Consider the following 22,661-nt stretch of genomic DNA (forward strand, 5'->3'; position numbering starts at 1 on the left):
GGCCGCGCGGCAGGCCTCCGTCGCGATCAGCCGCATGCGGCACACCGACCGGCCCCTGAGCTTGGCGGCGCAGAGCGAAAGCGCCTCGACCGCGCGGTCCATGGCGTCCGGCGACAGGCTGCCGGTGGCCGCCAGTCCCTCGCCGAGCCTGACGATGCGCGAGAAACCGTCGACAACGCGGAACTGGTGATGACGCGTCGGCTGGGCAATCAGAAGCCGGCAATTATTGGTGCCGAGGTCGAGCGCGGCATAAAGCGTGTTGCCGCCGTGATGGTGTCCTCCGCCGGGTCTTGGGCCGCGCGGCGCCGGACGGGCATTGGCCTGAGAGGCCGGGGCAGGCGCTGAACCGCTGAGGGCAGCCGGATTGCCGGCAGGACCCGAGGCCGGGGCGTCGCTCCGCTTTGCGCCGCCTTCCGGGGGGGCTGCGGACTGCGCGCCCGCGTGCTGATGCTTGCATCCATCCACGCCGAGCGGACCGCGCGTATGGGCCTTGCGGCGGCGTCTGCGCTTCTTGTGGTTTCCTCCGGCGGCTCCGCCCTTGGAAGCTTCGCCCTTTTTATCCGCGCCGGCCGCCTGAGGGTCTGAACCCTGGCTGTCGCCGCCAGCCGAAATGACGCTATCGCCTCCGCCGCGTCGTTTGCCACGACGGCGCTTGCGTTTGCGGGGACCGGCTTCACCCGGGGGCAGAGCCTGTTCTGCCGGCGCATCCGCGCCGCTCTTCAGTGCGGGCACTCCGGCGGCGGCATTGCTGCTGCCCTTCCGGGATCGGCGACGGCGGGCACGCTTGCCCTCGCTGCCTTTTGTCAAGCGCGCCCCGCCATCAGACAGCCTGTCGCTGTTTTGGGGGTCTTCCACTTTTTCAGTTCCATCGCGCCGCGCAAGCCGTCACCGCCAGGGGCCGCTCGCAACATGGCGCTCAATTGTTTTTCAGTTGCCGCCATCATAGCAGCGGGGACAAGGAAGGCCAATGCCTTTTCTGTCTGCCGAAGGGCGGAGCATGGCAGTGTGCAGGCCCGCGCTTGTCCCTTGCAAGGGAACGGATGCTTTTCAATCGAAAGGAAATTTTCGAAAACCCCCTTGGCAAGCCGGGCCAATTCTGTTTATAAGCCCTCCACGTCACCGGCGCTTCCGCCGCCGGATGTTGGGGAATAGGTTAACGGTAGACCCACGGACTCTGACTCCGTTAGTCCTGGTTCGAATCCAGGTTCCCCAGCCATTTGATTTCAAAACGCATTCTCGGTTTGGACGCCAGGACAGAACGTGTCGGTTGGACGTTCGTCCGGGTATGACCTGTCCCCGCTTCGAGCTTCCTGATCGCGTTTTCGATTGGTTTGTGATCCCGCTTGTCGAACACTGAACGAGAACGGGTAAACCAACGTGCACCTGTGCCATAGGCAGCCGATGCGAGCGGCGGCAACGGGCCCTTATTCGATCGTCACAGGCTCGGGCACCCGAACCTGGCTGTCGAGCCAGCCTTGCCGCCTGTGGCCGCGATGGGCGGTGTCGTGGATCAGGATGATGGGTTAATCTCGCGCCGTCTCCGGCGCTCTGGCGAGGGCGGGAGACGGCTTATTGGAATGGCAGGGCTCTGCCGTCAGCCATTGAGAAACCGGGTGATGGCAGAAATCTCGTCGGGACGGATTTCATGGCCGCCGCCATGCATCGCCGACTGGACGTCGGCATTTTGCGCCTTGAAATAGTCGATGAGCGCGGCCGAAAGGGCCGGCGGGCAGATTGGGTCGCGTTCGCCGCCCGTCACCAGTATCTTCCGCCCGGAAAGGCCTGCATTGTCATCAGGCCTCCAGGGGATCAGCGGATGCAGCAGGGCGACACGGTCGAAAAGCTCCGGTTTTCGGAACAGCACCGAGGCCAGGATGTTGGCGCCGTTGGAATAACCGAGCGCATAGACATCGCGACCCGGATTGGCCGCCTTGTGACTGGCGATGAAGCGCGTCATCTTATCGGTGCGGCGGGCAAGGTCATCCATGTCATAGACGCCTTCGCCGGTGCGCCGGAAAAAGCGCAGCGCGCCATATTCGGAGACATCACCGCGCGGCGAGACGATTTGAGCGCCGGGGATAAGTCCGTCCACCAGCGGCACGAACTGGTTCTCGTTGCCGCCCGTGCCGTGGAAGGTGAAGACCAGCGGCTTTCCGCTTTCGCCTTTCCTTGTATAGGCCTGATAGAGATCTTCGGTCATGGTTTCAAACCTCCGGCAGGCGGACGTCCGGTCCGCTGCCTTGAAAATGGCGTCAGTCCTCGATCGGCGTGAGGATGTCCTCGATCTTGGCGCGGTGGCTCTCATACTGCGGTGGCAGCTTGAGCGCTTCGCCGAGATGGGCGGTGTCCTCATCGGCATCGAAGCCGGGCTCGTTGGTGGCGATTTCGAACAGCACGCCGCCCGGCGTGCGGAAGTAGATCGCCCAGAAGTAGTTGCGGTCGATGACCGGCGTGACGTTGTATCCGGTATCCATCAGCGCCTTGCGGACTTCGAGCTGTGCGGCACGGTCTTCAACCGCAAACGCAATGTGATGCACCGATCCGGCGCCCTGACGGGCCGCATTGGCGGAAGGCAGCGTTTCAATGTCGATGACATCGGCGCCGTTGCCGTTCGCGATGGCATAGCGGGTCCAGTCATCCTTGCTGTCGACCTTTTCATATCCCATGAAGCCGAGCAGTTCGGATGTCGCGCCGCTGTCCTTGAGGCGCAGGCTTGCGCCACGGAAACCGCGGATGGCTTCTGCTTCGGCGACATCGCCCTTCAGCCAGCCGGCACGGTCATCATTATCGACTTCCACCAGCGCGAAGGCATCGTGATCGGGACCGGCAAAATGAAGCCGTTTTTCACCGAAGGCTTCGCTTTCGGAGATTTCTCCGACATTCAGCGCCGAAAGCCGTTCTCTCCAGAAGGGGAGCGAGCCTTTTGGAACCGCGAAAAGCGTTTCGCCAACTTCGCCCGTGCCGGGCTTTCCCCTGGCAATGTGCGGGAACGGGAAATAGGTCATCACCGAACCGGGGGTGCCGACTTCATCACCGTAATAGAGGTGATAGACATCGGGAGAGTCGAAATTGACCGTCTTCTTGACGCGGCGAAGGCCGAGCGTCTTGGTGAAGAAGTCGCTGTTCTTCTGGGCGTCGCCCGCCATCGAGGTGATGTGATGCAGGCCATTGATTTGCTGTAACATCATGGTGATCCTTTGTTCCTGCGAGGCCTACGGACCTCATTTCTGACCGTTAAGATCATAGCTGGAGCTAAAAACGTGAATAGGAATAAAATTGACGATATTATTGCAATAAATGTAATAATGTGCGGATGAAGGATCTGAATGATATCCGTGTCTTCCTGAACGTCGCGGAACTGGGCAGCTTTGCCGCTGCCGCCCGCGTCCTGTCGATGACCGCGCCCAGCGTCACGCGGGCCGTCAGTGCGCTGGAGGAACGGCTCGGCGTGCAGCTTTTCGTACGCACGACACGGCAAGTCTCTTTGACATCGGCCGGCGCCGTCTATGCCGCCCGGATGCGGCCTCTGCTGCAGGCTTTCGACGATGCGGCAGAGGAAGTCCGCGAGCAGGAGGCGGCCGTCAGCGGCCATATACGGCTGAACGCGCCGCTCTCGCTTGGCCAGCAGGTTCTGCCGGATGTCCTTTCGGGGTTCAGGGCGGAAAACCCTGCAGTCAGCATGTCCGTCACCTTGACCGACAGTTTCGTCGACATCGTCGCAGCCCCTTATGATCTTGCCATCCGCATTTCGGGGCCGCCGGACGACAAGTCGACGATCTGGCGCAAGCTCTGCCCGGTCCGGCGGGTGCTGGTTGCCTCTCCCGGTTACCTCGCGGCCAATGGAGCGCCACAGGATCCGGATGACCTTCAGGCAGCGGCCTGCCTTGGCTTCGATGCGGAGGCCGTGTCGGAAAACTGGGAACTTACCAATGGAGGCCGGCGGCGGCGCGTGCGAGCCGGATCCGTGCTTGCCGGCAACAATGGCGAGCTCCTGGCGCGGCTTGCCGAAAACGGTGAAGGGGTGGCGCTTCTGCCCTATTTCATCGTCGAGACCGCACTTGCCGAAGGGCGGCTTGTTCAGGTGCTCGACGACTGGACGCCGAGCGAACTCTGGCTGACGCTCTACTACCCGCCCTATGAACGCCTGCCGATGCGCATTGCCCGGTTCTCTGATTTCTTCGAGGCCTATGTGACCCGCGTCAGGCTGCTTTGAGCGGTCGCGCAAAGGCTCGGGAAGGTCGTGTCGTCCACCCGAGCTGGTTTCGCAGTCAAGGCTTTCCGAAAAGCCTGAAGGCATCTCCGGCAGGTTCTTCGTGGTGCGCTCGTCCGCCGGTTGGCCGTTCTCGTCGACGGCCTGATGCGTCGGGGTGTGCATGATGCGGCCAACCCGGTATGGCCTGGTCCTGAGCGTGCGCAGGACGCTCAGCCGCTGATCCGGCGTCAGCGACGCGCCGAAGGGGCCGGGCGACGCACCGACGACGACGGGTTTGTCGGCCGATGCCGAGGAACCGAAAGCCGGTCGGCTATGCGATCGAGAGATGCAGCACGATCTCGCGCCGGTGCGGGCGGTCGCGGTGTTCGAACAGGTAAAGTCCCTGCCAGGTTCCGAGCGCCGGCCTGCCGGCGGATACGGGAATTGCGAGCGAGACCTGGGTCAGCGCCGTCTTGATATGGGCCGGCATGTCGTCCGGGCCTTCCAGCCGGTGGACGAGATAGTCCATCGCCGGGTCGTCCGCGCGCGGCACAAGCCTCGAAAAATAGGCCGAGAGGTCGCGTTTGACGTCGGGATCGGCATTTTCCTGGATCAGAAGCGAGCAGGATGTATGGCGCACGAAAACGGTCAGAAGACCGTCCTCTTCGGTGTTGGCGCCCACGAAGCGGCAGGCCTCGTCGGTGAATTCATAAAGGCCCTGTCCACGGGTCTGAACGGTCAGTCGGGTCTGGGGCATGGTGCATTCCTTTGTCGCGCCGGCCTTTTGAGCGACCGGCGCGAAATAGATCAGAGCGCCTTTTCAAGCGCGGGCAGAATTTCAAACAGGTCACCGACGAGGCCGTAATCGGCCACCTGGAAGATCGGCGCTTCCTCGTCCTTGTTGATGGCGACGATGACCTTCGAATCCTTCATGCCGGCGAGATGCTGGATGGCGCCGGAAATGCCGCAGGCGATGTAAAGCTCGGGCGCGACGACCTTGCCGGTCTGGCCCACCTGCCAGTCATTCGGCGCGTAGCCGGCATCAACCGCTGCGCGCGAGGCGCCAACGGCGGCTCCGAGTTTGTCGGCGACGGGAAGGATCACCTCCCGGAATTTTTCCGACGAGCCAAGCGCACGGCCGCCGGAAATGATGATCTTCGCCGAGGTCAGTTCCGGGCGCTCGGATTTGGCGATCTCGTTCTTCACGAACGAGGAGAGGCCGGGGTCTTCCGCCGCGCCGACGGTCTCCACCGGCGCAGAGCCGTTCATGCCGGCAGCGGCAAAGCCGGCGGTGCGCACGGAGATCACCTTCTTGGCGTCGAGCGATTTCACCGTTTCGATCGCGTTTCCGGCATAGGTCGGACGCTTGAACGTGTCGGGAGCGACGACTTCGATGATCTCGGAGACCTGCATCACGTCCAGAAGCGCGGCCACGCGCGGCAGCACGTTCTTGCCGGTGGTGGTGGCGGCCGCCATGATCACGTCATAGCCATCGGCAAGCGACAGGATGGTGGCGGAAAGCGGTTCGGCCAGGCTCTCTGCCAGCGCGTCGCTTTCCGCCAGCAGCACCTTGGAAACGCCGTTGATCTTCCCGGCCGCTTCGGCGGCTGAAGCGCAGCCCTTACCGGCGACCAGCACATGGATGTCGCCGCCGATCGCGGCAGCGGCGGTAGCGGCCTTGGCGGTTTGTTCGGAGACAGTCGCGCCGTCATGTTCTGCAATGAGAAGAATGGTCATGGTGGTTTCTCCCTACAGCACGCCGGCTTCGTTTTTCAGCTTGTCGACCAGTTCGGCGGCATTCGCCACCTTGACGCCGGCCTTGCGGGTTTCCGGCTCCTCGGTCTTCAGCACGTCCAGACGGCGGGCAATGTCGACGCCGAAATCAGCCGGGGTCTTCTTGTCGACCGGCTTTTTCTTCGCCTTCATGATGTTCGGCAGCGAGGCGTAGCGCGGTTCGTTCAGGCGAAGATCCGTGGTGATGATCGCCGGCAGTCTGACCGTGATGGTCTGCAGCCCGCCGTCGATCTCGCGGGTGACGGTCGCTTCGCCGTCTCCGACGTCCAGTTTTGAGGCATAGGTGGCCTGGCCCCAGCCGAGAAGGGCGGACAGCATCTGGCCGGTCTGGTTGCTGTCATCGTCAATCGCCTGCTTGCCGAGAATGACAAGGCCGGGCTCCTCCGCCTCGGCCACCTTCTTCAAGAGCTTGGCGACGGCGAGCGGCTCGACGGTCTCGTCGGTCGCTATCAGGATGCCGCGATCGGCGCCCATGGCGAGCGCCGTGCGAATGGTTTCCTCGGCTTTCGCAGGACCGATGGAGACTGCAACCACTTCGGTGGCGATGCCGGCTTCCTTCAGGCGGAGCGCCTCTTCCACCGCGATCTCGTCGAACGGGTTCATCGACATCTTCACATTGGCAAGCTCGACGCCGGTGCCGTCAGGCTTCACGCGTATCTTGACGTTGTAATCGACAACCCGCTTTACCGGGACCAGAACCTTCATCTTCTTCCTCCTGGATCAGGGCCGGATGGCCTCAATCGAGACATTGGGGCCGGAACGTGCATTCCGGCGTGGGTGAGATTGCGGTCTTTCGGCCGCGCTCGCTTGCCAATGGGCGACATGAATAATTTCATTTGCCTGCTTTGACAAAGAATCATTGCCCGAAACCGGGCAAATTTCTGCAAAATCAGCGGTTTTTTCCCGGTTCCCAAAGAATGTCGGACCTGCCGTCGTCATTGGCATGGCGGGCGGCAACGAAGAGGTAGTCGGAAAGCCGGTTGATATAGGAAAGGGCAGGGGCGCCGACTGCTTCCTCGCCCGAAAGCGCCACCATCGCGCGTTCTGCGCGGCGGCAGACGGTGCGGGCCATATGCAGGCCGCTCGCAAGCGGGCCGCCGCCGGGCAGCACGAAGGAGGTGAGCGGCGCAAGCCTCGCGTTCAGCCGGTCGATCTCGGCTTCGAGCCAGTCGACCTGGGCATCGACGATCCTCAGCGGTTCGTAGGAGAGGGCCTCGCCGGTCTCCGGCGTCGCCAGATCTGCGCCCAGATCGAAGAGGTCGTTCTGGATCCGCTTCAGCGCCTCGGCCAGCGGACCCTCGTCTTCCGCCTCGAGCCGCACGAGGCCGAGCGCCGCGTTGGTTTCGTCCACGTCGCCGATGGCGACAAGCCGCGCATCCGACTTCCTGCGGCGCGGGCCGCTTGCAAGCCCGGTGGTGCCGCCGTCTCCGGTGCGGGTATAGATCCTGTTGAGTTTGACCATGCTGTTCGTGAAATCAGTGTCCGGACTGGATGAGCCAGAGGGTGAACATGATGAGGACGATGGCGATTGCCTGGAAGGCGATGCGGCCCTGCATCATCTTGTTGGAAAATTCGCCGCTGCCGCCCTTCATCATGTTGATGAGGCCGCGCACGAGAAAGAACACGACCAGCATCATCGCAATGATAGTCACGAATATGAAAAAGCTGGACATGGTTCTCCTCCGATGTACCCGGCGAAGCGGGAGGGCGCATGAGACGACAAATTCGGCGCGCTTGCAAGGGCCTGACAATTGGCAAACTGCGTTCAAACGGTTCAAAGGGCGGCAACGGCCTTCTTCAGATGAGCTTCGGTGCCCTGATCGAAGGCGACCAGATAAACCGCCTCGATGACGGCATGTTCGGCGCACGTCGCTGCGATCGTGCTTGCGGCGATGACCGCCGCCCTGTCGGCGGGAAAGCCGTATATGCCGGTCGAGATCGCGGGAAAGGCGATCGTGCGGCAGTCGTGCTCGGCGGCAAGCTTCAGCGCGGTGCGGTAGCAGCTCTCAAGAAGCGCTGCTTCCCCGCGCGCGCCGCCGCGCCAGACCGGGCCGACCGTGTGGATGACATGGCGTGCGGCAAGGTTGTGGCCGCCGGTGATCCGCGCCTCGCCGGTGGGGCACCCGCCAAGAGTGCGGCATTCGGCAAGGAGACCGGGCCCGGCCGCACGGTGGATGGCGCCGTCGACCCCGCCGCCGCCCAGAAGCGTGCCGTTGGCGGCGTTGACGATGGCGTCGACCTCAAGCGCGGTGATGTCGGCCCTGATCACGGAAATGGCGTCCATGGCGCTCGTCTCCTTCAGCTCATGCGCCCCATCAGGCGATAGAACCAGTCGGCCGGCATGACCCGTTTCAGGAAAGCGCCCTGCTTGGCGGGCGTTGTCACGAGGTAATGCGGTCTCGGCCGTTTCGCCGCCAGCGCCTTCTTCAAAACGGCATGGACGGCGTCGGGTTCCAGCTTGTGGCGGTTGGGCGGGCCTGATCCGTCGAGCCGCGCCAGTTGCTTTCGATAGTCCTCGGCATGGACCGAGCCGTCGATGTCGATGCTGGCCCTGATATGCTTCAGCGCATTGGCGGTGAATTTCGAGGCGATCGGTCCCGGCTCGATCAGGCTGACGAAAATGCCGCTGCCGTCAAGCTCCATGCGCAGGGTGAGCGAGAGGGCCTCGAGCGCATATTTCGAGGCGGAATAAGGCCCGCGAAAGCGGTAGGGGAGGAGGCCGAGGATGGACGAGCACTGAATGATGCGGCCGTGGCCCTGCCGCCGCATCACCGGCACGATGCGGCGCGTGAGTTCATGCCAGCCGAAGACATTGGCCTCGAACTGGGCGCGCAGCACATCGGTCGCAACATCCTCCACCGCGCCGGTCTGGCCGTAAGCGCCGTTGTTGAACAGCGCATCAAGCGTGCCGCCGGTGCGCTCAAGCACGGTTTCGACAAGGGCGGCAATCGAGGCCTCGTCGGTGTAGTCGAGATAGAGGGCCTCCAGGCCGTCGGCCTCGAGGGCTGCCAGATCCTCAGCGCGCCGCGCGGTCGCAAACACCCTCCAGCCCTCGTCCTTCAGCGCGCGGGCGCAAAAGGCGCCGATGCCGGTGGAACAGCCGGTGACGATTATCGTGGATTTTTCAGCCAATTGACACTCTCCGGTACATGAAGCCGTTCATCATCCTATATAAGGAAGCCAGAAGCGCCACAAATGCAGACGAACCGCCATTGGGAGCCAGAATGAAGACAGCGATCCGGATGACGTGGAAGGTTGCCTATGATGCGCTCTACCACTTCAGCGAGGATGACGGATGGGCGATGGCAAGCCATGTGGCGCTGTCCACGCTGCTGGCGCTGTTTCCCTTCCTGATCTTCGGCACGACGCTTGCCGGCTTTCTCGGCGCCGACGAGTTCGCCAACGTGGCCATCAATTTCATCGTCGGCGCCTGGCCGGAGGCGATCGCGGAGCCGGTGTCAAACCAGATCCGCGAGGTGCTGACGGTGCCGCGCGGCGGGCTTCTGACGGTCTCGGTGCTGGCGGCAGCCTACTTCGCCTCCAACGGGGTGGAAGCGGTCCGTCTTTCGCTCAACCGCGCCTATCGCGTCGAGGAAACGCGCAGCTGGTGGTGGCTTCGCATCAAGAGCCTCGGTTTCGTGCTACTGGCGTCGATCATCTTCGCCTTCCTCAGCATCATGTTCGTGGTGGTGCCGATCGCGCTGCATTTCGCGGAGCGCTGGTTCCCCTGGCTCGAAGACGCGCTCAATCTTCTCTCCAATGCCCGCCTGCTCGGCACATTCCTGCTCCTGATGTTCGGCCTGGTGATCGCGCATCTCTTCCTGGCGGCGGGCCGCAGGCGGCTTGTCGACGTCCTGCCCGGCGTCATCCTGACGCTGGTCGTCTGGTCGATCTTCGCGTCCGGCTTCGCCTATTATCTCGGCACCTTCGCCCAGTACAGCGCAACCTATGCCGGTCTCGCAACGCCGATGATCCTGCTGGTCTTCCTCTATTCGATCGGCGTGATCCTGCTTCTGGGCGCGGAGGTGAACGCGGCGCTGCTGAAGTACAAGGTCATCAAGCACGCGCCCTGGAGCCGGCATCACGCCCGCAAGGCGAAGCATTCAGAAACCGCACATGACCCGAATATCGGTCGGTGAGACGCCGTTTGCGCGCAGTTCGCAGAGCGCTGTGTCGCCGTTCGATTTCGAAAGCTTGCGTCCGTCCGTGCCCAGCAGCAGCCGATGGTGGCGGTAGATGGGAGCGGGCAGGCCGAGAAGCGCCTGCAGCAACCTGTGAACGGCGGTGGCCTGAAAGAGGTCCATGCCGCGCACCACATGGGTTACGCCCTGGGCGGCATCATCGGTGACGACGGAAAGGTGATAGCTCGACGGCGCGTCCGATCGCGACAGCACGATATCACCCCAGACGGCGGGATCGGCCGGCGTTTCGACAATGCCGTCCGCCGTTTGCTCCAGCCAGGAAAGCGGCGCGTCGAGCGTTTCGACGGCTGCCGCCATGTCGAGCCGAAAGGCATGGCGCATGCCCGAGGCCAGCATGTCCTGCCGCTCCTGCAAGGGACGCCGGCGATCGCGATCGGGATAGAGCGGCGCGCCATCGGGATCGCGCGGCCAGGGTTTTCCGGAAGCCTCGCTTTCGCCGACCAGCCGTTTCACCTCGCCGCGGGTCATGAAGGCCGGATAGACGAGGTTGCGCCCGATCAGCACCTGCAGCATGTTCTGATAATCGGCGAAATGCTCCGACTGTCGGAAGACCGGCCCGTCAAAGCTGATCCCGAGCCAGCGCAGGTCGGCGATGACGCCTTTCTCCAGTGCCGGCGTGCAGCGGGCGCGGTCGATATCCTCGATCCTCAGCAGCAGCCTGCCGCCCGTCTCTCTCGCCTGCCGCTCGTTTTCAAGCGCCGAGAGCGCGTGACCCAGGTGCAGGCGGCCGTTCGGGCTCGGCGCAAAGCGGAAAACGGGTCGATCGTGGTTCTGGTTCATGCGATGACGTTTCACCATTGAGGACTTCTTGAGAAGGGATAGGGCCGATGCAACGCCTCAGCAATGCCGCGGATCTTGATCGCGCCGTCGACCGGTTATGCGAAAGCGCGCCGGCGATGGCAAGGATTGCGGCACAAAGCGGAAAAATCCCGCTCAGGCTGATGCCCTGCGGCTTTGCCGGCCTTGCGGAGGTGATCACCGGCCAGCTGATTTCGAAACGGGCGGCGGCCGCCATCTTCGCCCGCATTGCCGCGGCCTGTCAGCCCCTGACGGCGGAAGCCTTTCTGGCCCTGCCGGACGAAGCCCGCGCCGGCTTCGGCCTCACCCGCGCCAAGCAGGCCAGCCTCGAGGCGATAGCGCTGGCGATCATCCGCGGCGACCTCGACCTTCAGCTTGTGGGCGACCTTCCGAGCGATGAGGCCATTGCCGCGCTTACGGTCCATCGCGGCATCGGGCCGTGGACGGCGGAGGTCTATCTGATGTTCTCGGCCGGGCATATCGATATTTTTCCGGCCGGCGATCTTGCGTTGCGCGCCGCTGCCGCGCACGCCTTCTCGCTTGACCGCAAGCCCGACATCGGCATGCTCAGGGCGCTTGCCGAGGCATGGCGGCCCTACCGCGCGGTGGCGGCCCGCATCCTGTGGGCCTACTACGCCGGCGTCATGAAAAAAGACGTTCTTCCGGTGGGATAAAGAATTGCTGCCGCTTAACTTCCGCTTTCCGCCCTCCGATTTATCAGGCTTCACAATGCTGTAACAACAAGCCTAATATACAGGAGAAGGATGCCGAATCGATCAGGAGAGCAACTTGACGATTGCAGTCTCGCCTCAGGCCTTGCCGGCGCTTGTTCTGAACGCCGACTACAGGCCCCTGAGCTATTACCCCTTGTCGCTGTGGTCGTGGCAGGACGCGATCAAGGCCGTCTTTCTCGACCGCGTGAACATTATCGCCGAATATGACCAGGCTGTCTCGTCGCCGAGCTTTTCCATGCGCCTGCCAAGCGTGGTCTGCCTGAAAACCTATATCAAACCTTCGCGCAACCCGGCCTTTACCCGCTTTAACGTGTTCCTGCGCGACCGGTTTCAGTGCCAGTATTGCGGCACCCGCGACGAACTGACCTTCGACCATGTGATCCCGCGCTGTCGCGGCGGCCAGACCACATGGGAAAACGTCGTCGCCGCCTGCTCGCCCTGCAACCTGAAGAAGGGCTCGCGCCTGCCCAAACAGGCCGGCATGATCCCCCACCAGAAGCCGTTCCAGCCGACAGTGCAGGACCTGCACAACAACGGCCGCCTGTTTCCGCCGAACTATCTGCACGAAAGCTGGCTCGACTATCTCTACTGGGACAGCGAACTGGAACCGTAGGCGAGCGGGTCGACGAATGTGTAAATGCACCCATATGGGCCAGTTCGATGGACCTTTGACCTCCGAGACGCTGGCCAGGAGCATGGGCACCAATCCGGCCGTGTTTCGCCGGACGATGGCGGGACTGCGCGAGGCCGGTCTTGTCAAATCCGCGAAAGGCCACGGCGGAGGCTGGCAGCTTGCGCGGCCTCTGGACGGGATCCCGCTGCTCGCCGTTTACGAGGCCCTCGGGCGACCCGCCCTGTTTGCAATCGGGAACCGGAGCGAACATGCCGATTGCAAGGCGCAAAAGCGCGTCAACACGGCTCTTTCAGGCACAATGGGAAAGGCGGAATCGCTGTTTCTGTCGCAGTTCGTGCAAGTGACTCTCGGTCAACTCCTGCCCGAGCGGCCCCAGCGGTAGCCCCCACCCAAGCTTATGATCATGACATTTACCGGAGCGCCCGCAGTTCGCCCAGGCCCTCCTCCCAGGAGATCACCGGACTGTAGCCGAGTTCGCGTTCGGCCTTTTGGGTATCAAGCGTGATCTCGACCGCGCTGGTGGCATAGTCCTGATAGCTCAGCGGCCCGCCGAGCCGGCCGCCGCTCAGCCGGTGCAACCCGTCGCCGATACCGGCGATGATGCGGAGCGCGGCGCGCGGCACGCTCCTGCCGCCGGCTTCCAGGCCCTGGCTCGCCAGCAGGCCGGTCACGGTTTCGCGAAAGGTGCGGGCCGGACCATCCGTCACATGGTAGATTTCGCCACGCTCTCCATGGGCGAAGGCAAGATCCACGGCATGGCACAGATTGGCGACATGCAGGGTGGAGGAGCGATAGCCGCCGCCCGAGATCCAGGCGAACCTGCCGCTTTTCACGGCCTCGACCAGCACGGGCAGCGCTGTCGTGTCATCCCGGCCCCACACCATGCGCGGGCGCAGGATGACAACATGCTGGCCTTGAGCGGCGGCGTGCCGGGCGACCTTCTCCGCCTCAGTCTTCCCGGCTGAATATGCCCCGGCGGGACGGTCCGGATAGGGCGCCGTCTCGTCGACATTGCGCAGGGGACGGCCGTCCTGCAGCACGGAATCGGTACTGATATGAATGGCCTTCTCGACACCGGCCGCGTTCGCCGCCTCCAGGACCCGACGCGTGCCATCCGGGTTTACTGAAGCAGCCGCAGACCCCGTTGTGTGATCGACATTGGCGGCGGCGTGGATCAGCCAGTCAGCGCCGGACATGAGCGGGACCAGCTCGGCGGTCAGCATGTCGCCCAGAACCGGACGAGCGCCCCAGGATGCAATCCGCTCGGCAGCCTCCGGGCTGCGGACAAGACCGGTCACCGCATGCCCTCTGGCGACAAAGTGGCGCAGCAGGTTGCGCCCCACATAGCCTGCAGCGCCGGTGATGAAGACGTGTCCCTCAGCCATTGTCATATCCGATGCTGTCTTTGCCGAGACCGGCGAGCGTTTCGATGTCGTCCAGGATTTCCGCGCGCGCGGCCGTGTTCCAGTCGTGCAGTTCGAGGTGTTGCTGGAATTTGAGGCCCTCGAGCGCCAGCCAGGCAAGCCGTGCAGTCCGGGGATTGCTCGCTTCGGCCAGCAAATGCGTGGAGAGCGCTTTCTGGTTCCGCCGGAACTCGGCGCGCAGATCGGCATCCTGCATCAGCGCGGAGACGAGGCTCAGCACCGCAGGATTTCCCTCGGGCGCCGGCGGGCTGCGCCGAGCGGCCAGGATACGCCCCTTGAGGGGCGCGTCGGCCTCGCCGGCAAATGATGCCGCACAGGCCGCGTTGAAGGCGTTGTCCGCCATGATCGTGCGTTCCACCAGGGCCGCGACGAGATCGCGCTTGCTGGCGTGCTCATAAAGCACTGTGGCTTTCGATACGCCTGCCTCCTTGGCAACTGCATCGACGGTCAGCACGCCGTCGCGTGCAACAACCCGCTCGACCGCGTCGAGTATCTTGCTCTGATCATGTTTTCTGGGACGCGCCATGGATCACCTGTTTATTTCCGACCGTTCGGAAATAAACAGGTGATGACTGGATGTCAACGAGTAGTCTGCTCCGGTGGGCACATGGAAGCCGGCGCGGCTTCCAGCGTATCGCGCTTTCCGAAAATCGGGATCGACTTTTGGAAAGCACGATCCGTCGATTCAACAGGTTAGGGCGTCCTTTGTGAGTCCGAATGGACGCACGGCGCTCCAGACCCTTCACCCCCGGTGCAAGGGACGTCGCTGAAAGTCTGAAGGGTTCAGCCTTAGGCCGTGGGGCGGGATGAGGATGCTGGCGCTCCGGTGGGTCAAACCGGCTTGCCGGCAATGATCGCTCGCAATTGCGGTGCGATCTGGGGCGCGGCGGCAAGGCAGGGCCTTCGTTCCTTCGAAAGCTTGCCGGCAAAGGGATCCTCGGCGATACCGCCGGCCTCCCGCACCAGAAGCAGGCCCGCGACACAATCCCAGGCGCTGAGTTCGGGCTCGTAGAAGCCGAGATAGCTACCCTGTGCCACATGGGCGAGGCTGAGCGCGGCAGAGCCGTTGCGCATGAAGCTGCCGCCGTCTTGAAGGACTTCGGCGACGATCCTGCCGACAGCCTCTGCATGGTTTCTGGCGCCGGGTCCGATGGCGACGGTTCCGCCCGAAAAGGGCGTGGCCGCGTTGACGGAAATCGGCTGGCCGTCGCGCCAGGCGCCTTTGCCCTCCTCGGCCCAGTAAAGCGTGCCGGTTGCGGGGTGGGCGACGAGCGAGAGAACGGTGCGGCCGGCCTCGGCAAGAGCAATCACCACCGACCAGCTATCCAGACCGTTGAGAAAGGGGCTTGTGCCGTCGATCGGATCGACGATCCAGCAGAAGGCGCTTGTGCCGGCCTTCATGCCGTGCTCCTCGCCCAGAAACCCGTCATCGGGGAACATCTCTGCAATCCGCGAGCGGATGAAGTCTTCGACGGATCGATCCGCAACGGAGACCAGATCCTGGTCGTTCTGTTTGGTTTCAACGGCGAGGGTCTTGTAGCGACGGTAGAAGTCGAGCGCGCGCGCGCCGGCCGCGGTGATGACGGTCTTGGCGGCGGCAAGCCTTTCGGCGCGGTCGGTCAGGGAAGGCATGTTCATGGAAGGGCGGTGTCTTTTCGGATTATGGAGAGGCTCGGCAAGGCTCGGCGGAGCCGCCGGCTCCAGGCTGCATTCATATCTGAGGAGCCGGCATGACGGCGGTTGAACTGCGTTCGACCAGATGAACGTCGACAATGATGGGATGCACGGGCGTCTCGGGTTCGGTAATCCGCGCCAGAAGGCCGTTGACGGCAGCGTCGGCCGTTCGCACCGGGTCCTGGCGTACCGTCGTCAGGTCATAGGCGAGCCAGCCGGCCTCGGGAATGTCGTCGCAGGCAACGAGCTTGAGATCGCCGGGGATCGACAGCGCGCTCAGATGGCGGATGGCGTCGATGAAGCCGAGCGCCAGATAGTCATTGGCGCAATAGACGCCATCGACATCGATGGCGTCGGCGAGAAAGGCATCAGCGGCCGCGCGTCCGCCTTCATAATTCGGCAGTTCGCCGAAATACTCGCCGGCGATCTCGACATTAAGCCGCTCGCATGCCCGCCAGAAGGCGGAGCGGCGCAGGCCGATCGAGTGCGAACTGCGCCGCTGGCTCGCCAGCGCCACGCGCCGGCATCCGGCATCGAAAAGCGCGCGCGCGGCCAGTTTGCCCGCGGTTTCCGTGTCCATCGAAACGTTCAGCACCGTATCGGCAACGGGCCGCTTGTTGATCAGCACCAGCGGCACGCCGTGATCGGCGCATTGGCGGGCGATCTCGGCGGGCGATGCATCATCGGTAACGATGGCGCCGGCGACATTGTAGTGCAGCATCATGTCGATATGGCGGGCGACCTTGCCGCCGCGCTCGGTCGGCAGGAGAAGCGGACGATAGCCGGAGGCGACAAGGCCCGTCCCGAGTTCGGCCAGCAATTGCGCCCGAAACGGGTTGTCGATGTCGGAAACGACGAGTCCGACCAGATTGGAGCGCTGGCGTGACAGGCTGCGCGCGAGGAAATTGACGCGATAGCCGAGCGCGGCGGCTGCCTCAAGCACCTTTTCGCGCGTTTGCGGGGCGACGCTGGCACCGGGGGTGAAGGTGCGCGAGACGGCGGAGCGGTGGACGCCCGCAAGCCGGGCGACATCCTCGGCGATCGGCGCCCGGCCGGAGCGGTTGTCATCGGTCATCGGAAATCCGCCGTCGAAGCGCCGCAGCCAACAGGTCTGCCCGGTCGAGATTGATCATGGGCGGGGCGATCTCGACGATACGGTCGAAGACTGCGGGATCCTCTCCGAAATACTGCATCATCGGGGTGATACCTTTCTCAAGGCATTGAGGAGCAAGACGCGCATAATCCGGATAATGGATCTCGGCAAGCTGTGGCGCCAGATGGCGTCGCATCTCCTCCACACCTTGATAGCTTCCGGCATTGGCCTTGATATTGGCATCGGGGGCGGCCTTTCGCATTGCGTCCTGCAAAGCCGGGTTCTCAGACCAGAAGAAGCAATCGCCGAGGAAATTCCTCGACCGCACAAAATCGACCAGAGCCTTAGCGTCGACAGTCTTGTTCTCGATATAAAGCCGCGCGCCGTATGATCTGGCAAGCGCGATCATCTCCTCAAGCGTCGGAATGGTTTCCGCCGCATAAAAGGGCGAAAACCACGCGCCGGCACCCAGGGCCTTCAGTTCTGCCAGCGTGCGCGCAGAGACAGGTCCGGTCCCGGTCGTCGTGCGGTCCAGCGTTTCGTCATGAATGACCACGATCTCGCCGTCGGCGCTCATATGAACGTCAATCTCGACGTAGCGCGCGCCCTGATCGAAGCTCAACCGCGCTGCGGCCAGCGTGTTTTCGGGGGCGAAATGATTGGCGCCGCGATGGCAGACAACCTCGGTGGCAAAACCCGGGAAACGGTCGAAGCCGCGCATCAGATCGGGCTGGTTGGTACAGATCCCGAGCACCGGCAGTTCCATCAGCGCCTCGAGCACGGGCTTGCGCTCCTCGTGCCAGAGAACGACGCCCAGACCCTCGTCCTTCGCACGCTGAAGGAGCGCTGCGTCGACCTGGTCCTGCGGGCGCTCGCCGCCGCCCTTCTCCCAGCACAGGTGAATGATGTCGGCCCGGGTTTCCGCCGCCCGTGAAAACGGGTCCGCGCCGAGCGGGACGAGGGTCGAAAGCGGAAACGGACAACCCGCATCGGCGAGCGAGCGGACTTCGTCCATGCTGAAACTGCCGAGCACGGCACGGTCAAAACCGTTCGCAAGCAGATGGTCCCAAGCGATGCGGCCCGATCCCTCGGCCTTGAGTTCGATATAGAGCGCCTGGTCCAGACTTGCAGCAAGATCGAGCGTTTCGCCAAGGGTCGGGATATCCGGCGCGAGATCGCGCAGGCGTTCGAAGCGAAGATCGGCGATCGCGCGATCGATGCCGGCGATGCGCTTCAGGTTCGCGTCATGCGTGATCACCGGCACGCCATCGGCCGTCAACTGCACGTCAATTTCCCACATCTCCGCGCCCAGTTCAGTAGCGGTCCGGAAGGCGCAAAGCGTGTTTTCCGGCGCATGCGCCGAGGCGCCGCGATGGGCGATGCAGGCGGGCTCCCCCGTCGCGAGGGGCCAGGGTCCGGTGTTCTCCGGTCGTCTTGTCATATCGCCTGTCCCGACGCATCGAAGGCCAGCAGTTTCTCCGTCTCAAGCCCCCAGGAAACCGTTTCGCCGATCCTCACGTCGTTTCGCACCGGCTGGATCGAGCGCAGCACGGTCTTCTCGCCCAGCCTGACGTCAAACAGCATTTCGCGGCCCTGCGGTTCGATGAAGCTGACGGCGCCGGTTGCGGTGTCGGGATGGCTGCCGCCGAAATGCTCCGGCCTGATGCCGAGTGCGATCCGCTCTCCTTCCGGCCGGCCTTCGAGCCGTTTCGGCAAGGGCAGGCGGATCGCGTCGTCGGTCAGCAACGATCCCCCGTCGATGCGGCCTTCGGCAAAGACGATCGGCGGATTGCCGAGGAAGCCGGCGACGAAACGGTTGGCCGGGGCTTCATAAAGCGCGGTCGGGCGGTCAAGCTGCAGGATCCTGCCCTTGTCCATGATCGCGACCCGGTCGCACATCGACATTGCCTCGACCTGATCATGGGTCACCAGAATGGCGGTAATGCCGGTCTCGAGCTGGATGCGGCGGATCTCCGAACGCATTTCGAGCCGCAGTTTGGCGTCGAGATTGGCGAGCGGCTCGTCGAGCAGAAGTACGTTCGGCCGGCGCACGATGGCGCGGGCAAGGGCGACGCGCTGCTGCTGGCCGCCCGAAAGCTGGCCGGGTTTGCGCTCCAGCAGGTTGTCGATATGGGCAAGGCCGGCGATCGCCTCGACCTCGCGCTTGATATCGGCCTTGTTCATGCGCCGCACACTCAGCGGAAAGGCGATATTGTCAAATACGGACATGTGCGGATAGAGCGCGTAATTCTGAAATACGACGCCGACATTGCGCTTCTGGCTCGGCAGCATCGAAACATCCCTGTCGGCGAAAAGGATCTTGCCCTTGTTGATGCGGTGAATGCCGCAGACGGCGAAGAGCGTCGTCGACTTGCCGCAGCCGGAGGGGCCGAGCAGGGCCATCATCTCGCCGGAGCGGACGGTCAGGTTCAGGTCTTCGATCACCGGCGTGCCGTCGAAGGATTTGGTGAAATTGGAAAGAGAGACTTGCATCAGCCTTTGGTGCCTCCACTGAAGATGTTCATCAGCGGCTTCTGGAACAGCACGAAGAGAACGATGACCGGCAGGGTGTAGAACAGCCCGACGGACTTGAAGAGATTGAAATTATAGGTGACGGAATCGGGATCGGAGACGGCCTCGAGATAGACCGAGAGCACCTCGATCTGTGCCGCCGGGGCAAGAATGCGCGGCAGAAGGTATTCGCTCCAACCATCGATGAAGACGAAGATGGAAAGCGCCATCAGCCCCGGCTTGACCTGCGGAAGGATCAGCCGCCACCAGACCGTGAACCGGCTGGCGCCGTCCTGGACGCCGGCCATCTCGATCTCCCAAGGCACGGAATCGTAAAACCCCTTCATGATCCAGATGCCGAGCGGCAGCATCAGGCTGGCCTTGACCAGAATGACGCCGATCAGCGTGTTGTAGAGCCCGGCATATTGCAGCACCAGAAACACGCCGATGAGCAGAGTCACGGTCGGAAAGGCGTGCATCACCATCAGCGATGACAGGAAAAACCGGCGGAACGGCAGGTTGAGCCGTGAGATCGCATAACCGGCCGTGGTCGACACGCCTAGCACGATCGTGACCATGCTGACAGTGAACAGGAAGGTGTTGAGCGTCGGCTTCCAGACATCGCCGGTCACGTTCGGGTTCCAGAGAAAACGCCAGTGCTGCAGCGTGAATTCATAGGGCAGGAACGAGCCGGGCGCCGAATTGGAGAAGGTGTCTACCACGAGGAAAAGATACATGATCGCCAGCGGCGCGCTGAACAGCGCGAGGACGAAGATGACGGGCCAGACAGTGTGGTTCTTGGTCATTCTAGAACTCGATCTTCGGTTTGCTGACCAGTTCGTTGAACCTGAACAGGCGCAGATAGAGGATGGAGAGGACGAGACCGACAATGACGAGGATGAGCGCCATGGCCGCGCCGAGCCCGTATTGCAGATTGCCGGTATAGTTGTTGAGGGCGGTGTGGAAGGCTTCCAGAGACCAGACGGTGGTTGTGCTTCCCGGTCCGCCATTCGTGGTCAGCCAGATCAGTTCGTAGGAGGAAAGCAGAGACAGCGTCTGATAGGAGGTGACGAACAGGATCGGCCAGCGCATCTGTGGAAGGATGATCCGCGTCACCTGCTGCCAGCGGTTTGCGCCGTCGACCTCGCTCGACCAGAGCTGCTGGATGGGGATTGCCCTCAACGCTCCGGAAAATAGGATCATGCCGAAAGAGGCGCCGACAAAGCCGTTGACGAGGATTACCGTTGCCCAGGCGGTCGGCACGGAACCCTTCATGTAGTTGAAGGCGGGAAGCCCGAGGTCCTCTGCGGCGACATAGAGAAAGCCGTTCTCCCAGGTGAACCATTTCCACATGATGGCGTAGAGCACGACCGGGGTGATGCGCGGCAGCAGCCAGAGCACGTTGAAGACGCCCCCGGCGCGACTTGGCAGGTAAAAGACGGCGATGGCGAGAAACAGGCCGACGAAAACGTTGAAGGCGAGCGTGGCGCAGACGTAGAACACGGTGTTGGCGACCAATCGCAGCGTGTCGGCGCGGGTGAAGAGGTCGATGAAATTGTCCCTGGTCCATGTCCAGCCGGTGTAGGAAGCCGTCGTGATCGTCTCGAGATCGGCCTTCGTTGCCGCCGGAAGGAAGGTCTGGAGCGCTGCCTCAAACTGGCCGCGATCGGGATAGCGTGTGTTGATCACCGAGCGTTCGAAGGGTTCGGTTGCAAGCTTCAGGTCGCGGATGCGCCGCGGCCGCGAGGGCAGGGATTTCAGATCGTCCTCGAAGGCGGAGGAGGCCGCATAGGTTTTGCCTGAAAGTCGGTCCTCGATTTCCGCGAGAAAACCGGGTTCGATATCGGCCGACGTCGCAGCCGCGAGCGTTTCGGCGTTCACCGCATAGCTTTTCTCGCCGAGGCCGGCACGCAGTTTCGGGTCGAGGTCGGTAGCCTCAAGCTTGCGCAGGACGGTTTCGGTGACGACATAGGCGCCGCCCGAAATGCCTGTGGATGTGCTCATATTGGTGAAGGCGAAGATGCCGGTCAGTGTTGCCGGCAGCAGGAAGAAGGCGACGAGCAGCAATACTGCCGGCGCCATCAGCACAAGGCCCAAACCATTGGCTCTGTTTTTCATTGTCTATGGTCCGTCAGGAAAGCAAGGGCCCCGGAGCCGCCGCCGGCTCCGGGGCAGGGTCAGTCAGCGCACGATGATCGCGTCGCCGAGCTGGCCGGTGACTTCGCTTTCGACAGTGTTGACGGCATCCTCCACCGAGGACGTGCCGGTCCACGAGGATTCGAGCCCGGCATACATGGCCTTCCAGACGACGCCGAAGTCGATGTCGTTCGGAACCGCCGTGGCATAGGGCAGAAGCTCGGTGGTGGCGATGCTGCTCCACCGGTCATTGGCAAAGACCGGAACCTTCGCCTCTTCCGAGCCGATTGCGACCTTGCCGGACTTGACGGCATGAAGCGCGGCGATGCGCGGCTCCGTGGCGATGGTGATCAGTTCGGAGGCGATGACGGCATCATCATCGGTGCCGGTGGTGGAGAGGAGGTAGACGAGCGGATGGCTGATCGTGTTGGCGCGGCCGCGTTCGTTGCCGGCGGGGATCAGGCTGTACTGGATCTCGCCGAAGAAGTCTTTAAGACCCCATTTGGCCTCCCATTCGGCCTTGTGCCAGGTGCCGCCGTGCCAGATGCCGACCTGATCGCTGGAAACTGCCTGGTGCCAGTCATCCCAGGTCGAGCCGAGATGGGTTGAGGAGACCACGCCCATATCGGCGGCGTCGACGAAGAACTGGTACATGTCGGTGAGCGCCTGTCGGTCGAGCACGAGCTTACCGGTTTCCGGATCGACCATGTCGCCGCCGAAGCTGACATAGAACTGCCAGTAGTCGGTGCCGTTGTTGACGCGCGGCATGAAGCCGCGGCGTTCGGCGACGACGCCCTTGTCCTGCATCGCCTTGGCATCGTCGAGCATGTCGTAGAGCGTATATTCGCCGTCCTGAACGCGCTGCGGCAGGGCATCAATCTCCTCTTGCGAATAGCCGATTTCCGCCAGATGCGCGCGGGAGAAGAAGAACGGACGGGCTTCCGCATCCTGCGGCAGGCCCCAGACGACGCCGTCATAGCTGGCGATGTCGATCAGGTTCGGATAGATCTGGCTGAGCGGCCAGGCGTCAAAATCGACATAATCCTCGACCGGGCGCAGCAGGCCCGAGCGCGACCAGGGGCCGATGTCCTCATGGCCGGAGACGATAATGTTGGGCGCATTGCCGGCCTCGGCGGCGAGGGTAACGGCCTGCTTGAAGTCGTCCCAGCCTGTCCATTCCTGATGCTCGACTGTGATGCTCACATCCTGGCCCGTCACCGCGTATTCGCGCTCCAGAATGTCCGCGGCCATCTGGATTGCTTCCCAGCGATAGCTGCCGGTTTCGCCGGTGCCGCCGGACCAGACGGTGATGGTATAATCTTCGGCCAGGGCGCCGGAAGCGAAGCCCATTGCCAGTACGGAGCCCAGAAGGGCGGTTTTGGTTGTCTTGAGTATGCTCACGGGAAGCCCCTTCAATTCGTTCCAGCATGCATCATTGCACGCGCGTGCAATTTCTAGGGGGCTCGTGT

The 22,661-nt window shown here is 63.1% G+C and carries 25 protein-coding genes, 1 tRNA gene and 1 pseudogene; 6 read left to right on the forward strand and 21 right to left on the reverse strand.

The genetic code is table 11. The features are described 5' to 3' along the window. Positions 1 to 855 (reverse strand): Ppx/GppA phosphatase family protein (locus tag AC5DC2_RS02780; RefSeq protein ID WP_491697401.1); only part of this gene is annotated, 855 nt, incomplete at its 3' end. Between the two features lie 287 nt (positions 856 to 1,142). Here AC5DC2_RS02780 and AC5DC2_RS02785 point away from each other — a divergent pair. Then, a tRNA-Gln gene (locus AC5DC2_RS02785) sits at positions 1,143 to 1,216 on the forward strand. A gap of 378 nt (positions 1,217 to 1,594) precedes the next feature. On the opposite strand, the gene AC5DC2_RS02790 is transcribed toward AC5DC2_RS02785, so the two are convergent. Beyond that, entirely contained in the window at positions 1,595 to 2,200 is a 606-nt protein-coding gene (locus tag AC5DC2_RS02790; RefSeq protein WP_491697402.1) for an alpha/beta hydrolase, read from the reverse strand. Between the two features lie 52 nt (positions 2,201 to 2,252). Next, positions 2,253 to 3,185, reverse strand: a complete 933-nt coding sequence (locus AC5DC2_RS02795) for a ring-cleaving dioxygenase (RefSeq protein ID WP_491697423.1) — start codon at positions 3,183 to 3,185, stop codon at positions 2,253 to 2,255. A gap of 128 nt (positions 3,186 to 3,313) precedes the next feature. Between AC5DC2_RS02795 and AC5DC2_RS02800 the strand changes: the two genes are divergently transcribed. After that, on the forward strand, positions 3,314 to 4,213 hold the full coding sequence (locus AC5DC2_RS02800; protein WP_491697403.1) for a LysR family transcriptional regulator: 900 nt from the start codon (positions 3,314 to 3,316) through the stop codon (positions 4,211 to 4,213). Between the two features lie 310 nt (positions 4,214 to 4,523). Here AC5DC2_RS02800 and AC5DC2_RS02805 read toward each other — a convergent pair whose 3' ends face one another. The 7 genes from AC5DC2_RS02805 to AC5DC2_RS02835 form a co-directional block, all read right to left on the reverse strand. After that, entirely contained in the window at positions 4,524 to 4,949 is a 426-nt protein-coding gene (locus AC5DC2_RS02805; protein ID WP_024708456.1) for a secondary thiamine-phosphate synthase enzyme YjbQ, read from the reverse strand. Between the two features lie 50 nt (positions 4,950 to 4,999). Next, positions 5,000 to 5,929: an electron transfer flavoprotein subunit alpha/FixB family protein gene (locus tag AC5DC2_RS02810; protein ID WP_491697404.1), complete on the reverse strand. Its 930-nt coding sequence runs from the start codon at positions 5,927 to 5,929 to the stop codon at positions 5,000 to 5,002. Positions 5,930 to 5,941: 12 nt separating this feature from the next. Beyond that, positions 5,942 to 6,691, reverse strand: coding sequence for an electron transfer flavoprotein subunit beta/FixA family protein (locus AC5DC2_RS02815; RefSeq protein ID WP_491697405.1), 750 nt, complete (start codon positions 6,689 to 6,691; stop codon positions 5,942 to 5,944). Between the two features lie 184 nt (positions 6,692 to 6,875). Then, entirely contained in the window at positions 6,876 to 7,448 is a 573-nt protein-coding gene (locus AC5DC2_RS02820) for a cob(I)yrinic acid a,c-diamide adenosyltransferase (RefSeq protein WP_200335128.1), read from the reverse strand. A 13-nt stretch (positions 7,449 to 7,461) separates the two neighbouring features. After that, positions 7,462 to 7,659: a twin transmembrane helix small protein gene (locus AC5DC2_RS02825; protein WP_024708460.1), complete on the reverse strand. Its 198-nt coding sequence runs from the start codon at positions 7,657 to 7,659 to the stop codon at positions 7,462 to 7,464. Between the two features lie 101 nt (positions 7,660 to 7,760). Then, entirely contained in the window at positions 7,761 to 8,270 is a 510-nt protein-coding gene (locus tag AC5DC2_RS02830) for an O-acetyl-ADP-ribose deacetylase (protein ID WP_491697406.1), read from the reverse strand. 14 nt (positions 8,271 to 8,284) lie between these two features. Then, on the reverse strand, positions 8,285 to 9,118 hold the full coding sequence (locus tag AC5DC2_RS02835; RefSeq protein ID WP_491697407.1) for an SDR family oxidoreductase: 834 nt from the start codon (positions 9,116 to 9,118) through the stop codon (positions 8,285 to 8,287). 92 nt (positions 9,119 to 9,210) lie between these two features. Here AC5DC2_RS02835 and AC5DC2_RS02840 point away from each other — a divergent pair, with 92 nt between their 5' ends. Beyond that, the gene (locus AC5DC2_RS02840; protein ID WP_491697408.1) at positions 9,211 to 10,125 is read left to right on the forward strand and encodes a YihY/virulence factor BrkB family protein; all 915 of its coding nucleotides are present in this window, start codon (positions 9,211 to 9,213) and stop codon (positions 10,123 to 10,125) included. On the opposite strand, the gene gluQRS is transcribed toward AC5DC2_RS02840, so the two are convergent. Continuing rightward, positions 10,090 to 10,986, reverse strand: coding sequence for a tRNA glutamyl-Q(34) synthetase GluQRS (gene gluQRS / locus AC5DC2_RS02845; RefSeq protein ID WP_491697409.1), 897 nt, complete (start codon positions 10,984 to 10,986; stop codon positions 10,090 to 10,092). The genes AC5DC2_RS02840 and gluQRS overlap by 36 nt on opposite strands. A gap of 29 nt (positions 10,987 to 11,015) precedes the next feature. Between gluQRS and AC5DC2_RS02850 the strand changes: the two genes are divergently transcribed. The 3 genes from AC5DC2_RS02850 to AC5DC2_RS02860 all read left to right on the forward strand — a co-directional run bounded on the left by AC5DC2_RS02850 (position 11,016) and on the right by AC5DC2_RS02860 (position 12,736). After that, entirely contained in the window at positions 11,016 to 11,660 is a 645-nt protein-coding gene (locus tag AC5DC2_RS02850; RefSeq protein ID WP_491697410.1) for a DNA-3-methyladenine glycosylase family protein, read from the forward strand. A gap of 115 nt (positions 11,661 to 11,775) precedes the next feature. Beyond that, entirely contained in the window at positions 11,776 to 12,333 is a 558-nt protein-coding gene (locus AC5DC2_RS02855; RefSeq protein WP_024708466.1) for an HNH endonuclease, read from the forward strand. Positions 12,334 to 12,349: 16 nt separating this feature from the next. Beyond that, complete coding sequence (locus tag AC5DC2_RS02860) at positions 12,350 to 12,736, forward strand: Rrf2 family transcriptional regulator (RefSeq protein WP_491697411.1); 387 nt, start codon at positions 12,350 to 12,352, stop codon at positions 12,734 to 12,736. A 28-nt stretch (positions 12,737 to 12,764) separates the two neighbouring features. Here the strand turns inward: AC5DC2_RS02860 and AC5DC2_RS02865 are convergent, their stop codons facing one another. The 10 genes and pseudogenes from AC5DC2_RS02865 to AC5DC2_RS02910 form a co-directional block, all read right to left on the reverse strand. After that, positions 12,765 to 13,739, reverse strand: a complete 975-nt coding sequence (locus tag AC5DC2_RS02865; RefSeq protein WP_491697412.1) for an NAD-dependent epimerase/dehydratase family protein — start codon at positions 13,737 to 13,739, stop codon at positions 12,765 to 12,767. Then, positions 13,732 to 14,304 (reverse strand): TetR family transcriptional regulator, encoded by a 573-nt coding sequence (locus tag AC5DC2_RS02870; RefSeq protein ID WP_491697413.1) that lies wholly within the window; start codon positions 14,302 to 14,304, stop codon positions 13,732 to 13,734. Before AC5DC2_RS02870 ends, AC5DC2_RS02865 begins: the two co-directional genes overlap by 8 nt. Before the next feature lie 305 nt (positions 14,305 to 14,609). Further along, complete coding sequence (locus tag AC5DC2_RS02875; protein WP_491697414.1) at positions 14,610 to 15,416, reverse strand: inositol monophosphatase family protein; 807 nt, start codon at positions 15,414 to 15,416, stop codon at positions 14,610 to 14,612. A gap of 73 nt (positions 15,417 to 15,489) precedes the next feature. Then, a complete protein-coding gene (locus AC5DC2_RS02880; RefSeq protein WP_491697415.1) occupies positions 15,490 to 16,527 on the reverse strand; it encodes a LacI family DNA-binding transcriptional regulator in 1,038 nt (345 codons plus the stop codon). After that, positions 16,517 to 17,266 carry a glycerophosphodiester phosphodiesterase family protein gene (locus AC5DC2_RS02885; protein ID WP_491697424.1) on the reverse strand — a complete coding sequence of 250 codons (750 nt, stop codon included), beginning with the start codon at positions 17,264 to 17,266 and terminating at the stop codon, positions 16,517 to 16,519. Before AC5DC2_RS02885 ends, AC5DC2_RS02880 begins: the two co-directional genes overlap by 11 nt. Continuing rightward, positions 17,261 to 17,986 (reverse strand): annotated as a pseudogene (locus AC5DC2_RS02890) (glycerophosphodiester phosphodiesterase); the annotation flags it as partial. The gene AC5DC2_RS02885 and the pseudogene AC5DC2_RS02890, both read right to left, overlap by 6 nt. Further along, positions 17,983 to 19,038, reverse strand: coding sequence for an ABC transporter ATP-binding protein (locus tag AC5DC2_RS02895; protein WP_024706417.1), 1,056 nt, complete (start codon positions 19,036 to 19,038; stop codon positions 17,983 to 17,985). The pseudogene AC5DC2_RS02890 and the gene AC5DC2_RS02895, both read right to left, overlap by 4 nt. Further along, complete coding sequence (locus tag AC5DC2_RS02900) at positions 19,038 to 19,862, reverse strand: carbohydrate ABC transporter permease (RefSeq protein ID WP_024706416.1); 825 nt, start codon at positions 19,860 to 19,862, stop codon at positions 19,038 to 19,040. Before AC5DC2_RS02900 ends, AC5DC2_RS02895 begins: the two co-directional genes overlap by 1 nt. Position 19,863: 1 nt before the next feature. Then, entirely contained in the window at positions 19,864 to 21,174 is a 1,311-nt protein-coding gene (locus AC5DC2_RS02905; protein WP_491697416.1) for a carbohydrate ABC transporter permease, read from the reverse strand. Positions 21,175 to 21,237: 63 nt separating this feature from the next. Further along, positions 21,238 to 22,593, reverse strand: coding sequence for an ABC transporter substrate-binding protein (locus AC5DC2_RS02910; RefSeq protein WP_491697417.1), 1,356 nt, complete (start codon positions 22,591 to 22,593; stop codon positions 21,238 to 21,240). Positions 22,594 to 22,661: the final 68 nt, after the last annotated feature.

It is taken from the genome of Martelella sp. (assembly GCF_984369615.1).